General features: G+C 72.8%; 23 protein-coding genes. 8 read left to right on the top strand and 15 right to left on the bottom strand.

What is annotated here, in order from left to right:
- Window positions 1-87: 87 nt before the first annotated feature.
- The 6 genes from OG552_RS08940 to OG552_RS08915 all read right to left on the bottom strand — a co-directional run bounded on the left by OG552_RS08940 (window position 88) and on the right by OG552_RS08915 (window position 7,609).
- Window positions 88-1,596, bottom strand: coding sequence for a leucyl aminopeptidase (locus tag OG552_RS08940; protein WP_329131020.1), 1,509 nt, complete (start codon window positions 1,594-1,596; stop codon window positions 88-90).
- 148 nt (window positions 1,597-1,744) lie between these two features.
- A complete protein-coding gene (locus OG552_RS08935) occupies window positions 1,745-2,500 on the bottom strand; it encodes an adenosylcobinamide-GDP ribazoletransferase (RefSeq protein ID WP_329131019.1) in 756 nt (251 codons plus the stop codon).
- Window positions 2,501-2,643: 143 nt separating this feature from the next.
- A complete protein-coding gene (locus OG552_RS08930; RefSeq protein WP_329131017.1) occupies window positions 2,644-3,291 on the bottom strand; it encodes a hypothetical protein in 648 nt (215 codons plus the stop codon).
- A 61-nt stretch (window positions 3,292-3,352) separates the two neighbouring features.
- The gene (locus OG552_RS08925; protein WP_329131015.1) at window positions 3,353-5,086 is read right to left on the bottom strand and encodes a phosphatidylglycerol lysyltransferase domain-containing protein; all 1,734 of its coding nucleotides are present in this window, start codon (window positions 5,084-5,086) and stop codon (window positions 3,353-3,355) included.
- 63 nt (window positions 5,087-5,149) lie between these two features.
- Entirely contained in the window at window positions 5,150-6,229 is a 1,080-nt protein-coding gene (locus tag OG552_RS08920; protein ID WP_329131013.1) for a nicotinate-nucleotide--dimethylbenzimidazole phosphoribosyltransferase, read from the bottom strand.
- 186 nt (window positions 6,230-6,415) lie between these two features.
- The gene (locus OG552_RS08915) at window positions 6,416-7,609 is read right to left on the bottom strand and encodes a bifunctional adenosylcobinamide kinase/adenosylcobinamide-phosphate guanylyltransferase (protein ID WP_329131011.1); all 1,194 of its coding nucleotides are present in this window, start codon (window positions 7,607-7,609) and stop codon (window positions 6,416-6,418) included.
- A 135-nt stretch (window positions 7,610-7,744) separates the two neighbouring features.
- Between OG552_RS08915 and OG552_RS08910 the strand changes: the two genes are divergently transcribed.
- The gene (locus OG552_RS08910; protein ID WP_329131009.1) at window positions 7,745-8,002 is read left to right on the top strand and encodes a hypothetical protein; all 258 of its coding nucleotides are present in this window, start codon (window positions 7,745-7,747) and stop codon (window positions 8,000-8,002) included.
- Window positions 8,003-8,153: 151 nt separating this feature from the next.
- Here OG552_RS08910 and OG552_RS08905 read toward each other — a convergent pair whose 3' ends face one another.
- The 3 genes from OG552_RS08905 to OG552_RS08895 form a co-directional block, all read right to left on the bottom strand.
- Window positions 8,154-9,254, bottom strand: a complete 1,101-nt coding sequence (locus OG552_RS08905; RefSeq protein ID WP_329131007.1) for a S1C family serine protease — start codon at window positions 9,252-9,254, stop codon at window positions 8,154-8,156.
- Between the two features lie 423 nt (window positions 9,255-9,677).
- The gene (locus OG552_RS08900) at window positions 9,678-10,409 is read right to left on the bottom strand and encodes a class I SAM-dependent methyltransferase (RefSeq protein WP_443071151.1); all 732 of its coding nucleotides are present in this window, start codon (window positions 10,407-10,409) and stop codon (window positions 9,678-9,680) included.
- A gap of 338 nt (window positions 10,410-10,747) precedes the next feature.
- Window positions 10,748-11,341, bottom strand: coding sequence for a DUF3043 domain-containing protein (locus OG552_RS08895; RefSeq protein ID WP_443070895.1), 594 nt, complete (start codon window positions 11,339-11,341; stop codon window positions 10,748-10,750).
- A 195-nt stretch (window positions 11,342-11,536) separates the two neighbouring features.
- Here OG552_RS08895 and OG552_RS08890 point away from each other — a divergent pair, with 195 nt between their 5' ends.
- The 4 genes from OG552_RS08890 to OG552_RS08875 all read left to right on the top strand — a co-directional run bounded on the left by OG552_RS08890 (window position 11,537) and on the right by OG552_RS08875 (window position 14,993).
- Window positions 11,537-12,328 carry a PspA/IM30 family protein gene (locus OG552_RS08890; RefSeq protein WP_329131003.1) on the top strand — a complete coding sequence of 264 codons (792 nt, stop codon included), beginning with the start codon at window positions 11,537-11,539 and terminating at the stop codon, window positions 12,326-12,328.
- 207 nt (window positions 12,329-12,535) lie between these two features.
- The gene (gene pspAA / locus OG552_RS08885) at window positions 12,536-12,814 is read left to right on the top strand and encodes a PspA-associated protein PspAA (protein ID WP_329131001.1); all 279 of its coding nucleotides are present in this window, start codon (window positions 12,536-12,538) and stop codon (window positions 12,812-12,814) included.
- 75 nt (window positions 12,815-12,889) lie between these two features.
- Window positions 12,890-14,158 carry a sensor histidine kinase gene (locus OG552_RS08880; RefSeq protein WP_329131000.1) on the top strand — a complete coding sequence of 423 codons (1,269 nt, stop codon included), beginning with the start codon at window positions 12,890-12,892 and terminating at the stop codon, window positions 14,156-14,158.
- A gap of 121 nt (window positions 14,159-14,279) precedes the next feature.
- Window positions 14,280-14,993 (top strand): response regulator transcription factor, encoded by a 714-nt coding sequence (locus OG552_RS08875; protein ID WP_329130998.1) that lies wholly within the window; start codon window positions 14,280-14,282, stop codon window positions 14,991-14,993.
- On the opposite strand, the gene OG552_RS08870 is transcribed toward OG552_RS08875, so the two are convergent.
- Together OG552_RS08870 and OG552_RS08865 are read right to left on the bottom strand one after the other, a co-directional pair.
- The gene (locus tag OG552_RS08870) at window positions 14,957-15,448 is read right to left on the bottom strand and encodes an ATP-binding protein (RefSeq protein ID WP_329130997.1); all 492 of its coding nucleotides are present in this window, start codon (window positions 15,446-15,448) and stop codon (window positions 14,957-14,959) included. The genes OG552_RS08875 and OG552_RS08870 overlap by 37 nt on opposite strands.
- Before the next feature lie 51 nt (window positions 15,449-15,499).
- The gene (locus OG552_RS08865; protein WP_329130995.1) at window positions 15,500-15,886 is read right to left on the bottom strand and encodes a hypothetical protein; all 387 of its coding nucleotides are present in this window, start codon (window positions 15,884-15,886) and stop codon (window positions 15,500-15,502) included.
- A gap of 308 nt (window positions 15,887-16,194) precedes the next feature.
- On the opposite strand from OG552_RS08865, the gene OG552_RS08860 reads away from it, so the two are divergent.
- Window positions 16,195-17,079 (top strand): helix-turn-helix domain-containing protein, encoded by an 885-nt coding sequence (locus tag OG552_RS08860; RefSeq protein ID WP_329130993.1) that lies wholly within the window; start codon window positions 16,195-16,197, stop codon window positions 17,077-17,079.
- Window positions 17,080-17,084: 5 nt separating this feature from the next.
- Entirely contained in the window at window positions 17,085-17,300 is a 216-nt protein-coding gene (locus tag OG552_RS08855) for a DUF397 domain-containing protein (protein WP_329130991.1), read from the top strand.
- 92 nt (window positions 17,301-17,392) lie between these two features.
- Here OG552_RS08855 and OG552_RS08850 read toward each other — a convergent pair whose 3' ends face one another.
- Window positions 17,393-17,977 carry an RBBP9/YdeN family alpha/beta hydrolase gene (locus OG552_RS08850; RefSeq protein ID WP_329130989.1) on the bottom strand — a complete coding sequence of 195 codons (585 nt, stop codon included), beginning with the start codon at window positions 17,975-17,977 and terminating at the stop codon, window positions 17,393-17,395.
- A gap of 204 nt (window positions 17,978-18,181) precedes the next feature.
- Here OG552_RS08850 and OG552_RS08845 point away from each other — a divergent pair, with 204 nt between their 5' ends.
- Window positions 18,182-19,072 carry a hypothetical protein gene (locus OG552_RS08845; protein ID WP_329130988.1) on the top strand — a complete coding sequence of 297 codons (891 nt, stop codon included), beginning with the start codon at window positions 18,182-18,184 and terminating at the stop codon, window positions 19,070-19,072.
- A 123-nt stretch (window positions 19,073-19,195) separates the two neighbouring features.
- Here OG552_RS08845 and OG552_RS08840 read toward each other — a convergent pair whose 3' ends face one another.
- From OG552_RS08840 to OG552_RS08830, 3 genes are read right to left on the bottom strand one after another with little or no spacing between them, the layout of a single operon-like run.
- Entirely contained in the window at window positions 19,196-19,894 is a 699-nt protein-coding gene (locus OG552_RS08840; RefSeq protein WP_329130986.1) for a hypothetical protein, read from the bottom strand.
- Window positions 19,894-20,829, bottom strand: coding sequence for an ABC transporter ATP-binding protein (locus OG552_RS08835; protein ID WP_329130984.1), 936 nt, complete (start codon window positions 20,827-20,829; stop codon window positions 19,894-19,896). Before OG552_RS08835 ends, OG552_RS08840 begins: the two co-directional genes overlap by 1 nt.
- Complete coding sequence (locus OG552_RS08830) at window positions 20,826-21,218, bottom strand: GntR family transcriptional regulator (RefSeq protein WP_329130982.1); 393 nt, start codon at window positions 21,216-21,218, stop codon at window positions 20,826-20,828. The genes OG552_RS08835 and OG552_RS08830 overlap by 4 nt, the downstream gene beginning before the upstream one ends.
- Window positions 21,219-21,627: the final 409 nt, after the last annotated feature.

Here is a 21,627-nt window from a genome sequence, read left to right as displayed (position 1 = left end):
ACTGGGAACACGCGATACGGCCCCGGGCATGTCGTCCGGGGCCGTACGTGACCGATCTCACCAGTGTCTCACCGGATTCTCACCCGATCAGAGCAGGTTCCCGTCCGCCGCCTGACCCGCCAGGCTCACCAGGGTGCGGACCGCGGCGCCGGTGCCGCCCTTCGGGGTGTAGCCGAACGGGGCACCCTCGTGGAAGGCGGGACCGGCGATGTCCAGGTGCGCCCAGGTGATGCCCTCGCCGACGAACTCCTTCAGGAACAGCCCGGCGATCAGACCGCCGCCCATCCGCACCCCCATGTTGGCGATGTCCGCGGTGGGGGAGTCAAAGGTCTTGCGCAGGGCCGGCGGCAGCGGCATCGGCCAGGAGTCCTCGCCCGCGGCCAGCGCGGTGGTGTGGATGGCGGTGCGGAAGTCGTCGTTGTTCGACATGATGCCGAACCGGCCCTCGCCCAGCGCCAGGACCATCGCGCCGGTCAGCGTCGCGACGTCCACGATCGCGTCCGGGTGCTCCTCCGAGGCGCGGGCCAGCGCGTCGCCCAGCACCAGGCGGCCCTCGGCGTCGGTGTTCAGCACCTCGACGGTCTTGCCGCTGTACATCTTCAGCACGTCACCGGGGCGGGTGGCGTTGCCGCCCGGCATGTTCTCGGCGAGCGCGAGCCAGCCGGTGATGTTGACCTCCAGGCCGAGCTTGGCGGCGGCCACGACCGCGGCGAACACCGCGGCGGCGCCGCTCATGTCGCACTTCATGGTCTCGTTGTGGCCGGCCGGCTTCAGCGAGATGCCGCCCGAGTCGTACGTGATGCCCTTGCCGACGAAGGCGAGGGTGCGGGTGGCCTTGGCGTGCGTGTACGCGACCCGGACCAGCCGGGGCGGGGTCGCCGAGCCGCGGCCCACGCCGATGATGCCGCCGTAGCCGCCCTTGGCGAGCGCCTTCTCGTCGAGCACCTCGACCTTCAGGCCGAACTCCTTGCCTGCCGCCTGCACGGCGGCGGCGAACGCCTTCGGGTCCAGGTCGTTGGAGGGGGTGTTGATCAGGTCGCGGGCCCGGTTCACCTCGACGCCCACCGCGGTGGCGCGCTCGGCGGCGGCCTTGTGCTCCTTGTCGCGCGGCTTGGCGCCGGTGATGGCGACCTCGGCGAGCGGGGCCTTTCCGCCGTCCTTCGCCTGATAGGCGGTGAACGCGTACGCGCCCAGCAGCGCGCCGGTGCCGACGGCTTCGACGGACACGGCGTCGGTGGCGGGCAGCGCGAACGCGGCCTTCTTCGACCCGGCGAGCGTGCGGGCCGCGACACCCGCGGCCTTGCGCAGCGCCTCGGCGTCGAAGGGCTCGCCGTCCTCCGGGGCCTCGCCGAGACCGACCGCGACGACGACCGCCGCCTTCACCCCGGCGGGGGACGGCAGCTTGGTGACCTCGCCCTCGGCGCCCGCGGCACCCAGGGTCTCCAGCGTGGCGGTGAGCTTGCCGTCGAACGCGGAGTCCACCGCTTCGGCGCCCGGCGCCAGTCGCGGGCCCTTGGGACCCTTGGCCACGCCGATGACGACGGCGTCCGCACGCAGCGCTGCGGCGGAGGAGGTGCTGAGTGTCAGTGCAGTCACGGTGGATGAGGTCCTATTCGTCGAGGTCCTGTCAGGGCCGGTGGGTGGCCCGGCCCGGCCTCCGGCATCGTATTGCGCCACCTCAGCGGGGCGGAGGGGGGTGCGTGGGGCCGAAGGGCCTTCTGAGCGTACGCCGGGTGCGGGCGGGTCAGCGCAAGGCCAGGACGAGGAGGGCCGTGGTGACCGAGGTTTCGCACAGCGCGCCGAAGACGTCGCCGGTCACGCCGCCGAAGCGGTGCCGGCAGCGGCGGAGCAGCGCCTCGGCGGCGAGCAGGGCGCAGGACCAGGCGACGGCGGTCCGCACCCAGGTGAGCCCGCCGAACGGCACGGTCACGGCGACGGCGAGCGCCCCGCAGAGCACGGCGACACCGCAGGCGGTACGGGGGCGCAGCACGCCGGCGACCGCGGCGCCGAGTCCCTCCGGGCGGGCGGGGGGTACGCCGTCGCGGCACGCCAGCGTGATGGCGGTACGTCCGGCCACCGCCGCGACCACGGCGGCGGTGCCGCCGTACACCCAGCCGTGCCCGTAACACGCCGTCAGGGCGCCCACCTGTCCGAGCAGCACGAGGACGAGGGTGACCACGCCGAAGGGGCCGATGTCGGACTGCTTCATGATCCGCAGCGCGTCCTCGGCGGGTTTTCCGCTGCCCAGGCCGTCGGCGGTGTCGGCGAGCCCGTCCAGGTGCAGGCCTCGGGTCAGCACCGCGGTCACGGCGACGGCTGCCACGGCGGCGAGCAGCGCGCTTGCGCCGGCCGCGGTGAGCACCCCGCCGGCCACGGCGGCCCCGAGCCCGAGCACGGCACCCACGACCGGCGCGGCCACCATCCCCCCACGCGCCGCCGCCCGGTCCCACTGCCCCACCCGCACCGGCACGACGCTCAACACCCCGAACGCGAACCGCACGCGCCCCCCTCTCCTCCCACCCGAGGCTATCCCCCACCCCCCACCCGGCCCGGCGCCCGGGCACCCGACCGGGCACCCGACCGGGCACCCGACCGGGCACCCGACCGGGCACCCGACCGGGCACCCGACCGGGACCGCGCCGGCTAGGCGGGGTGGGGCTCGCGGCAGCGCTCCGCCGCGGTGAGGGTGAGGATGGCCGCGACGCCCGCGAGGTGTTCGTAACCCGCGAGATTGGGAACGCAGAGGACCTCGACCACCATGGCCGCGGCCACCCCCGCCGCGGTCCACCACGCCCGGTAGCGGCACGCCGTGTACACCCCGAGGGCGACCACCGCCGCGGACGGCCCGGTGTCGCGGACGTGCAGGGTATGCACGGGCAGGCCGAGGAAGCCGGAGGGCCCGACCCACAGGGAGTAGCGCGCGAACCCCGTGCCGGCCAGCGTGGCGAGCAGCGCGACCGCGAGCGTCCGCGGCCCCCGCAGCGTCGTCTCCGCGATGCCGAAGACGACCACGATCTGCAGCACCAGTCCCCACACCGGCAGCGAGGGATCCGGTACGACGAGCGAGAGCGGCGTCCGCAGCAGCTCCTGCCACCACGGCAGCGTCACGTACACCCCGCCCAGCCGGTCCACCCACGCACTGGTCCGCGGCGAGTGCTGGAGCACCTGCAGGACGAGCACCCCCACGCATGCCGCCAGCGTCAGCGGCACCGCCCGCGGCCCGGCCCCCCGCAGCCGCCGCCACACGTCGGGGAAGACCGTCCCCCACTCCCCGGCCGCGAACCCCCGCACCCTCCCCACCGCACCGGAACCCGCACCGGAACCCGCACCGGAACCCGCACCGGAACCCCCCTCACCCGCCGCCCCGCCGAAGCGGCCTCGGCAACCGGGGCACCCCGAGGAACCCCTCCGCGCGGGCCCCCGCGATCCCGATCCTGGGCAGTTCGCTGGACTTGCCGAAAAGCACATAGCGCGGCTCCCAGATCGGCCGGAACTTGGCGTTGGCGCGGTACAGCGACTCGATCTGCCACCACCGCGAGAAGAACGTCAGCAAGGAGTGCCACAACCGCAGCACCGGCCCCGCCCCGAGCCGCGACCCCCGCTCGAAGACCGAACGGAACATCGCGAAGTTCAGCGAGACCTGCTCGACCCCCACCTCCGGCGCCCGCCGGATCAGCTCGATCACCATGAACTCGATCAGCCCGTTGTCCGCCCCCCGGTCCCGCCGCATCACATCGAGCGACAGCCCGTTCGGACCCCACGGCACAAAGCTCAGCAGCGCCCGCGGCGACCCGGTCCCGTCCTGGCACTCCACCATCACGCAGTCGCCGTCCGCCGGATCGCCGAGCCGCCCCAGCGCCATCGAGAAACCCCGCTCCGTACCGCCGTCCCGCCAGTGGCCGGCCCGCTCCACCAGCGCCTCCAGCTCGTCCGGCGGGATGTCGCGGTGCCGCCGGACGCGTACCGTGCAGCCGGAGCGCCGGACCCGGTTGTACGCCTGCCGGACCGTCCGCATCGCCCGTCCGTCGAGGGTGAAGCCGGCGGTCTCCACGATCGCCTCGTCGCCGAGTTCGAGGGCGTCGAGCCCGTGCCGCGCGTACACCCTGCCGCCCTCCTCGCTCGCGCCCATCACGGCCGGCACCCACGCGTGCTCCTTCGCCTCCGTGAGCCACGCGTCGATCGCCCCCGGCCACGCCTCGGGGTCGCCGAGCGGATCGCCGGACGCCAGCGTCACACCGCCCAGCACCCGGTAGGCGATGGCCGACTTGCCGCTCGGCGACCAGATGACGCTCTTGTCGCGGCGCAGCGCGAAGTAGCCGAGCGAGTCGCGGCCGCCGTACCTGCCGAGCAGGCCGCGCAGCCGCTCCTCGTCGGCGGGACACAGGAGTTCGCGGCCCCGCGGGGAACGGAAGGCGACGAAGAGCACCAGCAGGAAGAGCAGCGTGCTCAGCACATTGACCACCACGTCCACCCAGCCGGGGGTGGTGATGGAGACGAAGTCGGTGTCCGCAGGCACCAGCGAGACCAGCCGGACCACCGCGTAGCCGACGACGTCGCCGAAACCCGCGCCGCGCTCGGAGTTGGTGGCGGCGACCAGCCCGGTGCCGATGAGGGCGGCCACCGCCAGGCCGATCACCGCGGTGAGCCCCGCCGCCCGGGGGTTGGCCCGGTCACCCTTGGCCCGGAACTCGCGCCGGCCCGCCAGCAGGGCGGCCAGGAAGAGGGTGGTCAGGCCGAGCGAGACCCAGTTCTGCGCGTGGCGGTGGATCCGCGGCCACACCATGCTCAGCGCGAGCGCGGCGGAGAAGAGACCGCAGAGCACGAGGTTGAGGATCCAGGCCGCGCGCTTGCGGCGTCGCATTGTCACCGCGAGGAAGAGCGCGAAGGCGCCGGTGGTGAAGCCGGCGGTGAGCAGGTACGGGGTGAAGTAGTCCTCGGCGTTGTGCCGGCGGATGTCGGCGCCGAGGCTGACCCAGACCGCGCCGAGCAGATTCACCGCGGCGACGGCCCGCAGGTACCAGACGGTGAGGGACGCCGCTCGGCGCGCCCGCAGGACATGTCGCCCGGCCCCGATGCCCGTTCCCATGGTCGGGGAGTTTACGGGCTAATGTCCGATTTTCGGTTGAGCGGGGCCGTGCGCGGGAGCGGCCTACAGGTCCTCGGTGTCCTCAAGGTCCTGCGGCTTCTCCGGCTCCTCGGGGAGTTCGGCGGCGAGCAGTGACGCCGCCTGGAGCAGCGGCAGGGCGAGCAGGGCGCCCGTGCCGCCGCCGGCCGCGATGCCCTGGTCGACCAGGGGTTCCAGCGAGATCCGGTCCAGTGCCTTGTCCTGGCCGGCCTCGCCGCTGGCGTTGCCCGCCACCCACCAGTCCGGTGCCCGGAAGGCGACCCGCTGGGCGACCAGGCCGCAGGCGGCGCTGACCACGCCGTCGAGCACGACCGGCAGCTTGCGTACCGCCGCCTGCAGCAGGAAGCCGGTGATCGCGGCGAAGTCGGCGCCGCCGACCGCGGCGAGCAGGGCGAGCTGGTCACCGAGTACGGGGCGGGCCCGGCGCAGCGCGTCCCGGATCGCGGCGCACTTGCGCATCCAGGTCAGGTCGTCGATGCCGGAGCCGCGGCCGGTGACCACGGAGGCGTCGGTGCCGCACAGGGCGGCGATGAGGACGGCGGCGGTGGTCGTACCGCCCACGCTGAGATCGCCGAGCAGGACGAGGCCGGTGCCCGCGTCGGCCTCGGCGTCCGCGATGGTCATCCCGGCGCGGAAGGCCTGTTCGGCCTCTTCCTGGGTGAGGGCGTCCTCGATGTCGATCCGGCCGGAGCCGCGGCGGACCCGATGGGCCGTCACGGCCTCGGGGAGTTCGGCGGGGTCGCAGTCCAGGGCCATGTCGATGACCTGTACGGAGGCGCCGTACTGACGGCCCAGCACGTTCGCCGGCGCGGAGCCGGCGACGGCGGCCTTGGCGAGTTCACTCGCGGTTCCCGCCTCGCGGGCCGACACCCCGAGCCGCGCCACACCATGGTCGGCCGCGAAGAGCAACACCTTGGGTCCGGTGATCGGCCGCGCGGGCGCCTGGCCCTGCACCGCGGCCAGCCAGTCCGCCAGTTCGGCGAGTTTCCCCAGCCCGCCGGCCGGCTTGACCACCCGCCCCCACCGCTCCGCCGAATCCCGCCGCACCCCGGCGTCCGGCCGCTCGACCAGGGCCCCGAACCCATCCATCTCGATCCCGCTCACGGCCCGAACAGTACAGCCCCGCCACCGCGGAGGCTTGACGGCCCTCCCCGCCGCCCGGCCGCGCCGGGCGCTGCGCCGCGCGGTGAACTCCCCGTGCCCGGACGGTCTCCTGCCGCTTTTTCCGCTGCCGCGGCGGGAAGCCAGGCGTTCTGGCGGCGCCGGGGTTCCGCCGGGCGCGGGAGAGGGTCAGCCGCGCAGACGGACGGCCTGGCCGGCGACGACGAGGAGGACATGCTCCGACTCCGCGGCCAGCGCGGCGTTGAGGCGGCCGAGCTCGTCACGGAAGAGGCGGCCCGCCGGGGTCGGGGGGACGACGCCGGAGCCGACCTCGTTGGAGACCGCCACGACCGTGCGGCGGGTGGCGCGCCACCCGGCGACGAGTCCGGCGGTGGCCGCGTGCACGGCCGGCAGGCCCGCCGCAGGAGACGTCCACGCGTCGGCCGCGTCGAGGGTGTGGGTGAGCCAGAGCGAGAGGCAGTCGATGAGCAGCGGCGGCCCCCCGGCGTCGGCGAGGAGCGGCAGGAGGTCGCAGGTCTCCTCCGTACGCCACCCGGCCGGCCGGCGCTCCCGGTGCACGGCGACCCGCGCCGCCCACTCCGCGTCCCCCGCCCGGCTCCCCCCGGTGGCCACGTAGACGACCCCCGGGAAAGCCGAGAGCCGCCGCTCCGCCTCCAGCGACTTGCCCGACCGGGCCCCGCCGAGCACCAGCGTGCGCCGCGGCACATCCGGCACTTCCTGGTAGTCACCGGCCACCAGCGTCGTACCGTCCGGCACCGCCCGCGCCCCGAGCGCCGCCAGCCGCCGCGTCAACTCCGGCTCGGGCGGCGCCTCGTGATCGAGATGTACGGCGACCACATCGGTCGTCGAGATGACCGCGCCCACCTCCCGCAGCCGGGCCAGCCCGTCCGGGCGCCCCACCACGTCGAGCAGCACCAGGTCGTACGGCGGCCCGCCGGCCGAGACCCCCGCGGGTCCGCACCCCGGCGGCAGATACAGCACCCGGAAGCCGTCCGGCGACTCGACCGCGTACCCCGTACCGGGCGCGTCCACCGCCACCGCCTCCACCCGGTGCCCGGTGGTCAGCGGCAGCCGTTCCCCGTCCGGCAGCCGGACCGGCGCCGGCAGCCCGGCCGGGACCTCCACCGGGGGCCCGTCGTGCGGGTGGGACAACAGCACCATCCGCAGGCCCCCGAGCGGCTGCCCGGCCCGGGCCGCGGCCATCGCCACCCCCGGGGTCAGGTCCAGCAGCACCAGGCCGTCCACCACCACCGCGGTCGCCGCCCGCGCCCCGGCGCCGACGGCGACCGCGCAAGCGGCACAGGGACAGTCGGGCAGCGGCAGGCCCTCGGGGCCGCCGGTGCCGAGCAGAGTCAGTTCCACGGCACGATCGTCTCGCGTCCGCCGTGCCGCGGCGCGCGGGGCCCCGCCAAGCGGAGACCACCCTTACGAGCGGCCCACATGCAGATACGCTGCGACGGAAGACGGCAGCCCGACCCCGGACCGAGGGAGAAGCACATGGCGTGGACGTGGCGGTTCGAGAAGGCCGACGGCACCGAGGTGCCGCCCGCGGTGCAGCCGGAGGAGTTCACCACGCAGGGGGACGCCGAGTCCTGGGTGGGCGAGGTCTGGAAGGACCTCCTCGAAGGCGGCGCCGATCAGGTCGTCCTCTTCGACGGCGAGACCCGCATCTACGGCCCGATGAGCCTGCACGGTGAGTCCGCCGAATCCGCCGAGTCTGCTGAATCCGCCGAACCTGCCGCCGAGGAAGCCTGACCGGAGGCAGACAGAGGCGTCACGGGCCCGCCGGCTTCCCCGGCGGGCCCGCCGCCGTTTTCCCGGGCCTGAGCGGTCCGGGCCGGGCCTGAGGACGCCGGGCCGGCCCTGAGAAAGTCCGGGCCGGCCCGGAAGCCGCCCGGACCTCCGCCTACAGCGACCCCAGCGTCGCCTCCACCGACCGCGTCGCCCCGTTCCGCGTGAACGTGACCTTCACCTTCTGCCCCGGCTTGAAGTCCGTCAGCGCCTCCGTCAGCGACTGCACCGTGGTGATCGGATCGCCGCCCACCTCGGTGATGACGTCCCCGGCCCGCAGCCCCGCCTTCGCCGCGGCCCCGTTCTTCGCCACGGCCACCACCGCCACCCCGGCGGGCTGGAAGTTCTGGCCGACCACCCCGCGGACGGTGACGCCGAGCGCGGCTCGCCCGGAGTCGGTGACCTTGCCGTGCTTGATGATCTGGTCGGCGATCCGCTTCACCGCGCTGGACGGGATCGCGAAACCGATCCCGGGCGCCGCCCCACTGCCGAGCTGCGGGTCGGTCGCGGCCAGCGTCGGGATGCCGATCACCTCGTTGTCGAGGTCGACCAGCGCGCCGCCGCTGTTGCCGGGGTTGATCGCCGCCGACGTCTGCACCAGGTCGGGAATGGTGGCGCCGGTTCCGCCGCCCGACTCGTCCGAGCTCTCGCTGACCGTACGGTCGGTCGCCGAGACGATGCCCTGCGTGACACTGCTGGACAGACCCAGCGGGTTGCCCATGGCCAGCACGATCTGGCCGACGGACACCTTGGAGGAGTCGGCGAACTTCGCCGGCTTGAGGTCGCCGGGCGGGGACGTCAGCCGGATCACCGCGAGGTCGTTCGCCGGGAAGGAGGAGATCAGCCTGGCGGCGAGCGGGCTGCCGCCGGTGGCCAGCGACACCTGGAAGGTGGTGGCGTTCCCGACGACGTGCGCGTTGGTGACGATGTCGCCCTTGTCGTCGTAGACGACGCCGGAGCCGAGATCCGACTTGGTGGTGATCTGGACCACCGACGGCAGTACGTTCCTGACCGTGTCCTGGTACGCGCTCTGCAGGGCGTCGCCGCCATTGGACGCGGCAGCCGCCGGGGCCACCTGGTTCGGCGCGTCGGTCGGGGCACCGGAGGCGCCGGAGTCGGAGTCCGAGCTGCAACCGGCGGCCAGCAGCGCCGCGGCGCAGACGCCGGCGGCGCCGGACAGCAGGAGACGGGTACGGGACGGGTGCGATCGACTCATGTCCGCATTGTCACTTTCGCGGCGCCCCGGTACCCGCCCCGGACCGCCAATCGGGTCCCCACGCCCCGGCGCGGCAAGCGAACCGACCGCCCCGGGCGGGCCGAGGGCGCCGGATATGCGGGCCGCCGCACCTGCCCCGGCCGGGTGGGCCGGCGTGCGGTTCCTTGGGGCCCTGCCCGGACCGCCGATCGGGTCCCTGCGAACCGGAGCCGCGAGAGGGCCGAGGGGGCCGGATATGCGGGCCGCCGCACCTGCCCCGCCCGGGCAGGCAGGCGTGCCGTTCCTTGGGGCCCTGCCCGGAGGGTCCCTGCGGACCGGAGCCGTGTGCGGGCCGAGGGGGCCGGATTCGCGGGCCGCCGCACGTGCGCCGACCGGGTGGGCCGGCGTACTGCCCGGACCGTACGGCCGGCCGGGCCCGCGGCCTCAGCCGCGTACCCCGCACAGGTGCAGCAGCGCCGCCACCGAGCGGTAGGGATCTGTTCGGCCGGCGCGTTCCTCCGCGGCCAGCAGCAGGCCCAGTTCCTGTACGTCCTGCGGTGCCCGCGCCTGGTCCGGGGCGGTGTCGGTGAAGATCCGCACGCCGTACCAGGAGTGCAGCGGCACCCCGATCCCGGCCAGCGTCGCGGTCAGCGGTTCCAGGCGGTCGGCCCGCGTCGCCAGCCCCAGCCGGTTGGTGTAGCCCGTGGCGCCGAAAGCGTCGAGCGCCCCGACCCAGTTGGCCAGGAGCCCAGGCCGCATCGCGAGCGCGTCGCCGTTCCGTACCAGCAGCGACAGCAGCCCGCCGGGCGCGAGCACCCGGGCCAGCGCCGCCAGCATCGGCTCCGGGTCGGGCACGTACATCAGCACGCCGTGGCAGAGCACCACGTCGAAGCAGGCGGGACCGAAGTGCCTCCCGGTCTCCCGGCCGTCGCCCTGGAGGACGACGAGACGCCCGCGGACCTCGTCCGGCTCGCCCGCCACCGCGGCCCGCAGCACCGCGAGCATCGCCGGGTCGGCTTCCAGGCCGGTGACCAGGTGGCCGGCCCGGGCCAGCCGCAGCGCCTGCGTGCCCTGTCCGGGGCCGATGTCGAGCACCCGCAGCCGGCGCCGGGCGTGCGCGCCCGCGGGCTGCGGGAAGTGGAGGGTCAGCTGCTCGTCCAGCTGCCGGGTGACCAGTTCCTGGCGGACCGTGTTCCGCAGTCCGCCGAGTCCGGCCTGCCAGTTCTCCGCGGCGCCGTCGAAACCGCCGCCGAAACCCCCGCCGAAATCGCTGTCGGATCCGCCGCCGGCATAGCCCCCGCCGCCCGCGCCGCTCCCGCCGCCATAGCCCCCACGGGGGCCGAAGCCACCGGGCGCCATCGGCGGCAGCCCGGCCGGCACCGGGTCCATGCCCGAGCGCGCTCCCAGGATGTGCGGCGGATTCTCCGGCATCGGCGGGGGAAGGGGCATCGGGGCCGGCAGCCCCGCGGGGTCAGGGGCGGCGTCGCCGCCGGGGCCGCCCGTGAACCCGCCGTTCAGAGCTTGGTGCCGCGCTCGACCTGCGGCTTCGGCAACCGCAGCCGGCGCATCTGGAGCGTCCGCATCAGGGCGTACGCCACCGCACCCTTGACGTTCTTGTCCGCGAAGCGCGTCCGCAGCTGGCGCCGCAGCCGCAGGCCCGTGACGACGGAATCGACCACGATCGCCACGATCACCACCAGCCACAGCAGCAGCGAGAGGTTCTGCAGGGAGCCGATCCGCACGATGCTCAGCACCAGGATCACGACCGCCACCGGCAGGAAGAACTCCGCCACCCGCATCCGCGCGTCGACGTAGTCCCGCGCGAACTTCCGCACCGGGCCGCGGTCACGGGCCGGCAGATGGCGCTCGTCACCACCGGCCAGCGCCTGGCGCTGCTTGGCCAGGTCGGCGCGGCGGGCCTCGCGGGCCTGCCTGGCCGCGGCCTTGCGGTCCTTGGGCGCGACCACCGCCTTGCGCCGCTGGCTCTGAGCCTCGCTGCGCTTGGGAGTGGGGCGGCCCTTGGGAGCCTGCGGGTCGCGGGACTGGTCCTCGAGCACGGCAGTACCGGTGGTGGAGGACAGCTCATCTGGAGAACGGCGTCGGAACACATCTCCCAGGTTACGTGCTCCGGGCGCCGCACCCCAGCCCCTCACCTACTCCCTTGGCCCGAGGTGGCCGAACCGTGATCGTCCTTGGGGATGACCGCATCCGCGACCGAACAGTGCGGTAATGGAACCAGGGCCCGTAGGCTTGGGTCTGTACAGGTGCCGGAGCAGTTGCCGAGAAGGGGGCGCGCGAGGCCCATGAGCGGTGTCATGAAGCGGATGGGACTGATTTTCCGCGCGAAGGCGAACAAGGCCCTGGACCGGGCCGAGGACCCGCGCGAGACGCTCGACTACTCGTACCAGAAGCAGCTGGAACTGCTGCAGAAGGTACGCAGGGGCGTGGCGGACGTCGCCACCTCCCGCAAGCGGCTCGAACTGCAGCTCACCGAGCTGCAGCGGAAGTCGACCACCTACGAGGACCAGGGCCGCAAGGCGCTGGCGCTCGGCCGTGAGGACCTGGCCCGGGAGGCGCTCTCCCGTAGGGCGGCCCTCCAGCAGCAGGTCAGCGACCTGGAGGTGCAGCACACGCAGCTCCAGGGCGAGGAGGAGAAGCTCACGGTCGCCTCCCAGCGGCTGCAGGCCAAGGTGGACGCCTTCCGGACGAAGAAGGAGACCATCAAGGCCACCTACACCGCCGCCCAGGCGCAGACCCAGATCGGCGAGGCCTTCTCGGGCATCTCCGAGGAGATGGGCGACGTCGGCCTGGCGGTCCAGCGGGCCGAGGACAAGACCGAGCAGCTGCGCGCCCGGGCCGGTGCCCTGGACGAGCTGCTGGCCTCCGGCGCCCTGGACGACCCGAGCGGCCTGGCCAAGGACGACATCCAGGCGGAGCTCGACCGGCTCTCCGGCGGCAGCGACGTCGAGCTGGAACTGCAGAAGATGAAGGCGGAGCTGGCGGGCGGCAGCCCCCAGCAGGCGATCGAGGGTGGCAAGCCCGGCCAGACCTCGCAGAGCCAGCCGCAGGACACCCCGCGGTTCGACAAGCAGTAGCGCTGTGAACGGCGGGCGGTGCCCGCCGTTCACAGACACCCGCCGGTCGGGTACTGCCGGTCCCCGGCACCGCTGCTCTCAGGCACCGCCGGTCTCAGGCAGCGCCGTTCACCGGCCGTCGCCGATCGCAGGCACCGCCGATCGCAGGCACCGCCGGTCCCCGGCATCAGCACCAGGCGCCCGTACGGGCTTACGGAGGAGGCCGTCATGATCGTCAGGATCATGGGGGAGGGCCAGGTGGAGCTGGACAACGCCCGCTTCACCGAACTCAACACGCTGGACGACCAGTTGCTCGCCGCGATCCAGGCAGGCGACGAGGAGGGCTTCCGCCGCACCTTGGACGCCTTGCTCGACGCCGTCAGGCGGCTCGGTGAGCCGCTGCCCGACGACTCCCTGGAGCCGTCGGAACTCATCCTGCCGTCCCCGGACGCGACCCTCGAAGAGGTCCGCGCGATGCTCCGCGACGACGGCCTCATCCCGGGCTGAAGCGGCCCTCCCGTGCGCGGCCCGGTCCGTCCCCGTGGCGTCGCTGCGCCCCACTCACCGGTAACCTGGACTCCCGTGCCGTATCCGCGCAGCAGAGCCTTCGCCGTGCCGTGCCGGTGGCTGCGGGCCCATCAGGGGACCGCGGACGCCGTGCTGGCGGCCGTGTTCTTCGCGCTGATCCTGCTCGGCACGGTGGCCGGCGTCGACCGCTACCGGCTGGGCGGCGTGGACACCGCCCTGGTCGCGGTGGCCTGCGGGTCGCTGGCGCTGCGCCGCCGGGCGCCCTGGGCGGTGCTCGGCTTCACCTGTCTGCTCACCGCGCTCTTCATCGTGCTGCGCCAGACGGACGGCCGTAATCCGGTGATCCTGACCGCGGCCGTCGCGCTGTGCACGGTCGCCGCCCGTACCGACCGCCCCACCACCCGTGCCACCGGCCTCGCCGTCTGCGTCGGACTGACCGCGCTCGCCATGATCTTCGGCCCCCGCCCCTGGTACTGCGAGGCCAACTTCGCGGTGTTCGCCTGGACCGGGATGGCCGCCGCGGCCGGTGACGCGGTACGCAGCCGCAAGGCGTACGTGGCCGCGGTCGAGGAGCGTGCGGTGCGTGCCGAACGGTCCAGGGAGGAAGAGGCGAAGCGGCGCGTCGCCGAGGAACGGATGCGGATCGCCCGGGAGTTGCACGACGTCGTGGCCCACCACATCGCGCTGGTCAACGTCCAGGCCGGAGTCGCCGCCCACGTCATGGACAGCCGGCCCGACCAGGCCAAGCAGGCCCTGGCCCATGTGCGCGAGGCGAGCCGCTCCGCACTGGACGAACTCCGCGCCACCGTAGGGCTGTTGCGTCAGCACGGTGAACCCGAGGCGCCGATGGAACCCGCCCCCGGCCTCGGCGTGCTCGACCAACTCATCGACGGTTTCCGCCGGGCGGGCCTGAAGGTGACCGTGGAGTGCCGTTGCGGTACGCCCGCCGCCCTCCCGGCGAGCGTCGACCTCACCGCGTACCGGGTGATCCAGGAGTCGCTCACCAACGTCCAGAAGCACGCGGGTCCGGACGCCGGGGCGGTGATACGGATCAGCCGCGACCCGGGCGCCCTCGAAGTCGTGGTGGACGATGACGGTGCCGCCGCGCCTGTTCCCCCGCAGCCTGCGACCGCCCCCGCCGGCGTGATGGGCGGCCATGGCCTGCTCGGCATGCACGAACGCGCCAGCGCCCTGGGGGGCGTCTGCCGCGCCGGGGCCCGCCCCGGGGGCGGCTTCCGCGTCTTCGTCCGCCTGCCGCTGTCGGTGCCGCCGCGCACCGGGCCGCTCCTGATGCCGCATCCCGCGGACGGGACGACGGGCTGAGCGGTTGGCCGGCTACGGATGCGGCTACGGATGCGGCTAAGGCTCGGTGCCGGCGCGGGGTGGGGTGGCACGGGTCGGCACGGGGCGGCACGGGCCGCCCGGCCGACCTACGCTGGTGCCCATGACCGCGCGGCCTCCCGGGAACCCCGACGTCCGATCGCTGAGAGTGCTGCTCGCCGACGACCAGGCGCTGATGCGGGGGGCGTTGCGGGTGCTGGTCGAGTCGGAGGCGGACCTGGAGGTGGTCGGCGAGGCGGCCGACGGGGCCGAGGCGGTGGCGCTTGCCAGGGCCGAGCGGCCGGACGTGGTGCTGATGGACATCCGGATGCCCGGCACCGACGGCATCGCCGCCACCCGGGAGATCACCGCCGATCCGGCGCTGGCGCGGACCGCCGTCCTGGTGCTGACCACGTTCGACGCCGACGAGTACGTGGTGCGGGCGATCACCGCGGGGGCCGCCGGTTTCCTCGGCAAGGGCGCGGAACCCGGTGAACTGCTGGGCGCCATCCGTACGGTGGCCGCCGGGGACGCCCTGCTCTCGCCGTCCGCCACCAAGAGCCTGATCGCCCGGTTCGTGGCCCAGCAGCAGAAGGAGCTCGCCGAGCCGCCCCGCCCGGTCCCCGGACTCGACTCCCTCACCGGCCGCGAACGCGAGGTCCTGATCGAGGTGGCCGGCGGCCTCTCCAACGACGCGATCGCGGCCCGCCTCGGCGTCAGCCCGCTCACCGTCAAGACCCACATCAACCACACGATGGCGAAACTCGCCGCCCGCGACCGAGCCCAACTCGTCGTAGCCGCCTACGAATCGGGCCTGGTCCGCCCCCACCCCCGCTGACCCCCGGCCCACCAGCGCAGTTCAGCCCACACGGCGGTACCGTCCGACGGCTCAACCCCGGCGCAGCGATGCCCCCACCGGTCCGCCAGCGCCTCGACGAGGAACAGCCCGCGGCCGTTCTCGTCGTCGGGCCCCGCCTCGGCGGCCGGCGGCAGCGGCCGGTACGGGGCGCCGTCCGACACGGTGATCGTGACGCTCGCCGGGCGAACGGTCACCCCGACCCGCACCATCCTGGCCTGCCCGTACGTGACGCTGTTCGTGACGAGTTCGCTCGTGACGACCTCGGCCGCCTCCGCGACCTCCTGCGCCGTACCCAGCCGGTACAGCACCGCGAGCACGTAACGCCGTGCCTGGCGCGGGGCGTTGGAGTCCCGCACCAGTACGGCCTCGGTATCCGCGAGGACGTCGTCCGTCGTCACGGTGTCGCGCTCGTGTTCTACGGCGGGCTGACGCATCGGCCCGACCTCCTCGTTGGTCTCGGTTCGCGGTACGCGGTACGCGGTGCGTCAGGCGGGCGTGGCGGTCCACGGGTTCTCCAACTGCCAACTGTGTGCGCCTGGATGACCCGCGAATTCCCCGCACGCCTCCATCCCGTCCACCGACGCGGCGTCGCAGTCCGCGAGCACGACGACAGCGGCCGGCGCGGTACCGGTCCGCCACCGCGCCCACACGGACCCGGTGTCCACACCGTCGAGGTCCATGACCAGCCCGTGGTGCGGCCCGGCGTGGTCGCACTCCACCACGCAGCGCAACTCCCGCTGCAGGCGGTCTTGTTGACGGAACTCCGCCGGGGCGAGCTTCGCGACGAGCGGTACGAGTGCCGCGGGCAGCTCGGCGCGAGCGTCACACTCCGGGCGTGGGAGGGAGGTCAGGGGAGTAGGGCAGTCCGTCATCGTTCGGCTCTTTCGCTTCTCGCGGGGGATGTGAAGGCGGCGCGGCAGGGCACGCGCGGCGCGCTGCTTCACCACCGGTGGTGGGAGCGGGTGGCTCGCAATGTGAGCAACTTGTCTGCAAGCGTGGCAGGAAGAGAGCTACGGTGATACCCGGTAGCCGAATTCTGGCCACTAATCTTCTGCGGCTGCTTTCACGTCCGGGCAGCGGGTGCACCCGTCTTTCAGTTGTCTCCCGCTGTGGCGCAGAAAGTTCCTTGCAGGAGCGGAACACACCCCGACACACTGGACCCTGCGCGGAGGAGAAACAGATGATCACGGACGTGGAAGCGGCAACGCCTGCCTTGTGCCGTCTCCAACTCGGCAGCGAGTTACGCCAACTCCGCCTGAACGCCGGCATCACGGGCGCTCGGGTGGTCAAGAAGCTGATCTGGAGCCCCTCCAAGCTCACCCGGCTGGAGACGGGAGAAAACTCAACCGTCGAACCGGCCGACGCGGTTGCTCTGTGCTCCATCTACGAAGCGGACGCCGAGACCACGGCTCGTTTGCGAGGCTACGCGGCCGTCACCAAAACGAAGCGTGACTGGTGGCTGTCGCCGGAGTATCGCCCGGTCATCCCTCCCGGCCTCAAGGCGTTTCTCGACCTGGAGGCGACGGCGGTCGGACTTCAGAACTACCAGGCCGAGTTCGTTCCCGGACTGCTCCAGACCGAGGCGTACGTCCGTGCGATCAATCAATGGGGCCCTCAGAAGCCCTCGGACGAGGACGCCGGCCGGATCGCCGCCATCCGCACCAAGCGGCAGGAAGTTCTCAGCCGCCCCGATTCCCCGCTGAAGTTCACGGCGATCATCAACGAGGCTGTGCTGCGTCGCCCCGTGGGGGAACCACCGGTCATGCGTGACCAGCTCACCCACATTGTCGACGTGGTGGAGTCGCTGCCCAATGTGCGTGTGCAGGTCGTGCCGTTCCGTGTAGGCGTTCATTCGGGAATGGACGGGTCGTTCGTCGTCATCCAGTTCCCCGACAAGCTCGGGCTGAAGCCGATGGTTTATCTGGAGGGGCTGGTCGACGCCTGGGTCAAGCGCAGCGACAGCGACGTGGAGCGTTACGCGGAGGCGATCTCCGACCTGCAAGCCCTTGCTCCGGGACCGAAGGAGTCCCTGAGCATGATCAAGGAAGCGATCAAGGAGCATTGATACCGATGACCACCAAGGCCGACATCCTGCGCTCCGCCGCCTGGTTCAAGTCGAGCTACAGCAACGCCCAGGGCGAATGCGTCGAGGGTGCCCGCCTTGCGGGCGGGGCCATGGCGGTCCGTGATGCGAAGGACCCTCAGGGTCCCGCCCTGGTCTTCTCCGGTGCCGCCTGGTCCGCCTTCACGGCAGCCGTACGCGACGGCGAACTGCCCATGGCCTGAGCGCCACAACGCCTCCCGGCCCCGCCCGCCCACCCCGGCAGGCGGGGCCGGGGCGTATTCAGAGCTGACGACCACGCCGGGCCGGCGGCCGGTTACCCGTTCACCGTGAGGCGGGTGGTGGGGTCGAGGCACCAGTTCCGGGCGGAAGGCCAGGGGCCGTAGCCGTCGGCCGGGGTTATGTGACCCGCTCCGCTGAGGAGGTCGATGTCGCAGCGCAGAGGCTCGCCGTAGATGGTGGCGGCGTCCTCCGAGCAGTAGGGGTCGTTGTCGGAGTACGCCAACCGGGGTGGCTGTGCGGCGAGTCGGAGCCCGGCGAGTTCAAGGGATGCGGGGGCGAACCCCGCGATGACGTCCCACGTGAAGGTGGAGGGCCCGGGCGGGCTCACCAGCAGCAGACGGTCGGCGGCCGGGGCCTCGCGGTTGGCCGCGGCGAGGTGGAACCATGCCGCGCACGCCAGGCTGTGGCAGATCACGACCCGCTCGCCGCGCATCTTCTCCAGCTCCGCCTCGATCGCCCCGACCCACGCGGTGAGCGACGGCCCGTCGGCATCGGGGAGTTGCGGGTAGAGGACCTGTTCCCCGTCCTCCCGCAACCGCTGCACCAACTCGTACTGCCAGTGCCCGGCCGGCCGGTGGTTCTCGACACCGTGCAGCACCAGAAAGCTCCGCGTCTCCATACCCCGCACCTTACGCAGGCACCGAGCCGTGTCGACCGCCGCTACGGCCCTCCGCCCGCAGTCGATCACCGATCCGAGCAAAAAGGGAGCCATATCAGAGCCGTGAGGGAGCCACAAGGGCACGCCCGAAAGTGGGTCCGATGGAATGAATATGCCGTAGGTATATCGTTTCTGCACGCAATGGGGGCACTACGTTCTGTGCTCATGGTCAGCTCATCACATGAGGCGATGCACCGGATCTTCCAGGAAGACCCCGGCATCTTCACCCGGACCTTCGAACGGCTCGGGATCCCTTTCCCCGACGCGGTCGCGGTCTCCTTCCCGCCCACCGATCTCACCGAGATCAAGCCGCTGGAACGGCGGCTGGACACGCTGCTCCAGTTCGACACGGCCGACGGCAGGAGCTATCTGCTGGCCGTGGAGGCCCAGGGGAAGAAGGACACGGAGAAGCACAGCAGTTGGGCGTATTACATGTCCTACCTCTACGCGAAGTACCGCATGCCGCCGCTCCTTCTGGTCGTCTGCCAGGACGAGGCAACGTCCCAGTGGGCCGACAGGCCCTTCCACATCGGCATAGCCGGCTGGCAGACCCTCACCGTCCGTCCGCTCGTCCTCGGACCCGGCAAGGTCCCCGTCATCACCGACCCGGCGGCCGCGGCCGAAGACATCCCGCTGGCCGCGTTCGCTGCGATCACCCACAGTAAGAACCGCCAGGCGGATATCATTCTCAAAGCGCTGTCCCACGCTCTGAGGACCACCGACGCCGAAACCGCCGACCTCTTCAAGGAACTCACCGAACTCGGCCTGGGGACCACCCCGGCAGCTCAGATCTGGAGGGATCTCATGGCCATCCCCACGCACTTCTTCCGCTCCGAGACCGCGGAGAAGGTCCGCGACGAGGGCCGCGTCGAAGGTCGCGTTGAGGGGCGAGTGAAGGACATCGTGATGCTGCTGGGGCTTCGTGGTGTGGAGGTCACGGATACCGTCCGGGAGCGGGTCGCTGAGGCGTCGGACGAGGCGACGCTCGACTTGTGGTTCCGGCGGGCGCTGACCGTGGACCGGGCCGAGGACATCTTCGCCGACCCGGCCGACTAGCGTCCACGCTCGTCGGCAAGGCGTACGCGTTCCGAGCCTGTCGCCCGCGGAGGTCGTGCGGCCGACCGGGCGACCGGCAGCGCCGGTGGGGCCGCACCCGGGGGTGCCGGGTGCGGCGGTGGGTCAGACGGTCAGGCGGCGGATGGTGGCGAAGGCGCCGGCGAGCAGGACGGCGACCGCGGCGGCGAGGACGCCGGTGACGCCCGTGGCGGTGAGGGCCGTGAAGAAGTGGCCGATGTGCGTCCAGCCGTGCACCCACGTGGCGATGACCGCGGCCAGGGCCAGCACGCCGAGTTGGGCGGCGCCGAAGACCATGGTGCCGGGCACCCCCGCACGGCGGTAGACCAGGCCGTACCACATCCCGTAGACGAACAAGAGGATGAGCGTGGTCGTCGCGGTGAGCCACGACAGGTACCACGCGCCGTCGAGAAGGTACGGGACGCGGAAGTAGGCCATGTGCATGCCCCATCCGCCGGTCGCGCGCTCGATGGTCTGGCCGACCGCGACGACGAGCCCGAAGGACACGGCCAGGGCGAGGGCCAGCGAGATCGCACCGCGGAAGTACGTGCGCCGGCTGACCCCGAGCGTGAGGGCGAACGGCAGGGCGCGCGCGACGGACTGCACGCCCACCACGAACATCACGAGGAAGACCGCGGCCAGTCCGCCGACCCAGCGGTCCTCGGTGTGGCCGGCCGGGGTGAGGCGCAGGATCACCACGTCGAGGAGGAAGCCGAAGGCCGCCCAGACCCAGGGCAGGACGAGATACGTGACGCGGTCGAGGAGCAGGTAACGGGCCACGGTCACGATCGGGGTGGGGCGCATCAGGATGCCCTCGCTGAGGTGAGTCCGGACGGGTCGGCGTGCCCGTTGTGCTCGGCGTGCTCGTTGCGCTCGGCCTGCTCGGCCGCGTGGACCGCGAGCTGCTGGAGGGTGACCCCCTCCAGGCGCAGATGCAGATGCCCGGCGAGTTCGCGGTCGCGCTCGTCGAGCCGGCCGACCATCACCGCCCTGGTCTGCGTACCCATCGTGCGCCGGCTCAGCGTCGTACGGCCGGCCACGAACCGCTCCACGCCGCTCACCGGCCCGGTGACGGTGGTGGCGGTGCCGCGCAGGTCGTCGGTGAGCGCGTCGAGGACCAGCCGGCCGTGATCGATGACCAGGACCCGGTCGAGGAGTTCGGCGGCCTCGTCGATGAGGTGGGTCGAGAGCACGATGCACCGCGGGTGGGCGGTGTAGTCGGCCAGCAGCTGGTCGTAGAAGAGCGTGCGGGCGACCGCGTCCAGGCCCGCGTACGGCTCGTCGAACAGGGTGAGTTCGGCCCGGGCGGCCAGTCCGACGATGATGCCGAGCGCGGTCCGCATGCCGCGCGACAGCTTCTTGATCGGCCGGGCCGGCGGCAGCTCGTACGCGTCCAGCAGTGTGCCGGCCAGCTCGGCGTCCCAGTTCGGGTAGAGCAGCGACGCGGCCGTGATCGCGTGCCGCACCCGCAGGTCGGGGTAGGTCTGGTCCTCCCGTACGAGGATCATCCGGCGCAGCACCGCGTCGTTCTCCAGCGGCCCGGCCCCGAATACGTGCACCCGTCCGGCGGTGGCGAACTCCTGACCGGCCAGGATGCGCAGCAGCGTGGTCTTCCCGGCGCCGTTGCGGCCCACCAGTCCGGTGATGCACGGCGTGCCGATCTCGAAGGTGACATCGGTCAGTGCCTGGTGGCCGCGGTAGTGGCGCCCGACCCCGGTGACCGCGACGGCCGGCGTCATGCCGCTCCTCCCGTCGTCACCTCGACCGAGGCCAGTTCGTCGCGAACCAGCCCGAGCAGTTCGTCCGCCCCGATGCCGAGCCGTGCCGCCTCGACCACCAGCGGCCGTACGTAACGGTCGGCGAAGCGCTGCCGCCGGGCATCCACCAGCCGCTCCCGCGCCCCCTTGGCGACGAACATGCCGACGCCGCGCCGCTTCTCCACCAGGCCCTCGTCCGAGAGCACGGTGAGACTGCGCGCGGCCGTGGCCGGGTTGACCCGGTAGAAGGCGGCGAGTTCGTTGCTGGACGCGACGCGTTCTCCCTCACCGACTGTTCCGTCGGCGATCTGGTTCGCCAGCTCGGCGGCGATCTGGGCGAAGATCGGCCCGCCGTCATCGAGGAGTGACATTATGCCTCCGTTGCTCAACTGGTTCACCATCTTACTAATGAACCAGTGGACTGGGCAAGTAGGGGTCGGAGGTGCGGGGTGGAGGAGCCGGCGTCCGGCGAGGTCGCAGCACGGTGCCGGGCCTCGGAAGGGTCCCGGCACGGCCCGAAGGGTGTCAGTGGGGGTCGGTACATTCGGCGCATGAGCGCCCCGCCCGCTTCCCCGCCCGCTTCCTGGTCCGTGCGGACCATCCCGCGTACGAACCGGCCGACGTCGTCCGCGTCGCGTACGGCACGGCGCTGGTGCACGGGAACGACCTCGCCACGGTGATCGCCGAGGCCGCACGAGCCGTACCGCGCCCTCCTGGCCGGTATGGAACGCAGACCAGGCCCCACTCCCACGGCACGTGCGGCCGGCCCCGCGCGTGCTT

This window comes from Streptomyces sp. NBC_01476 (genome assembly GCF_036227265.1).
Taxonomy (GTDB): Bacteria; Actinomycetota; Actinomycetes; order Streptomycetales; family Streptomycetaceae; genus Actinacidiphila.
Note: the sequence above shows the minus strand (reverse complement) of the source record. Positions and strands in the feature narration are given on the sequence as shown.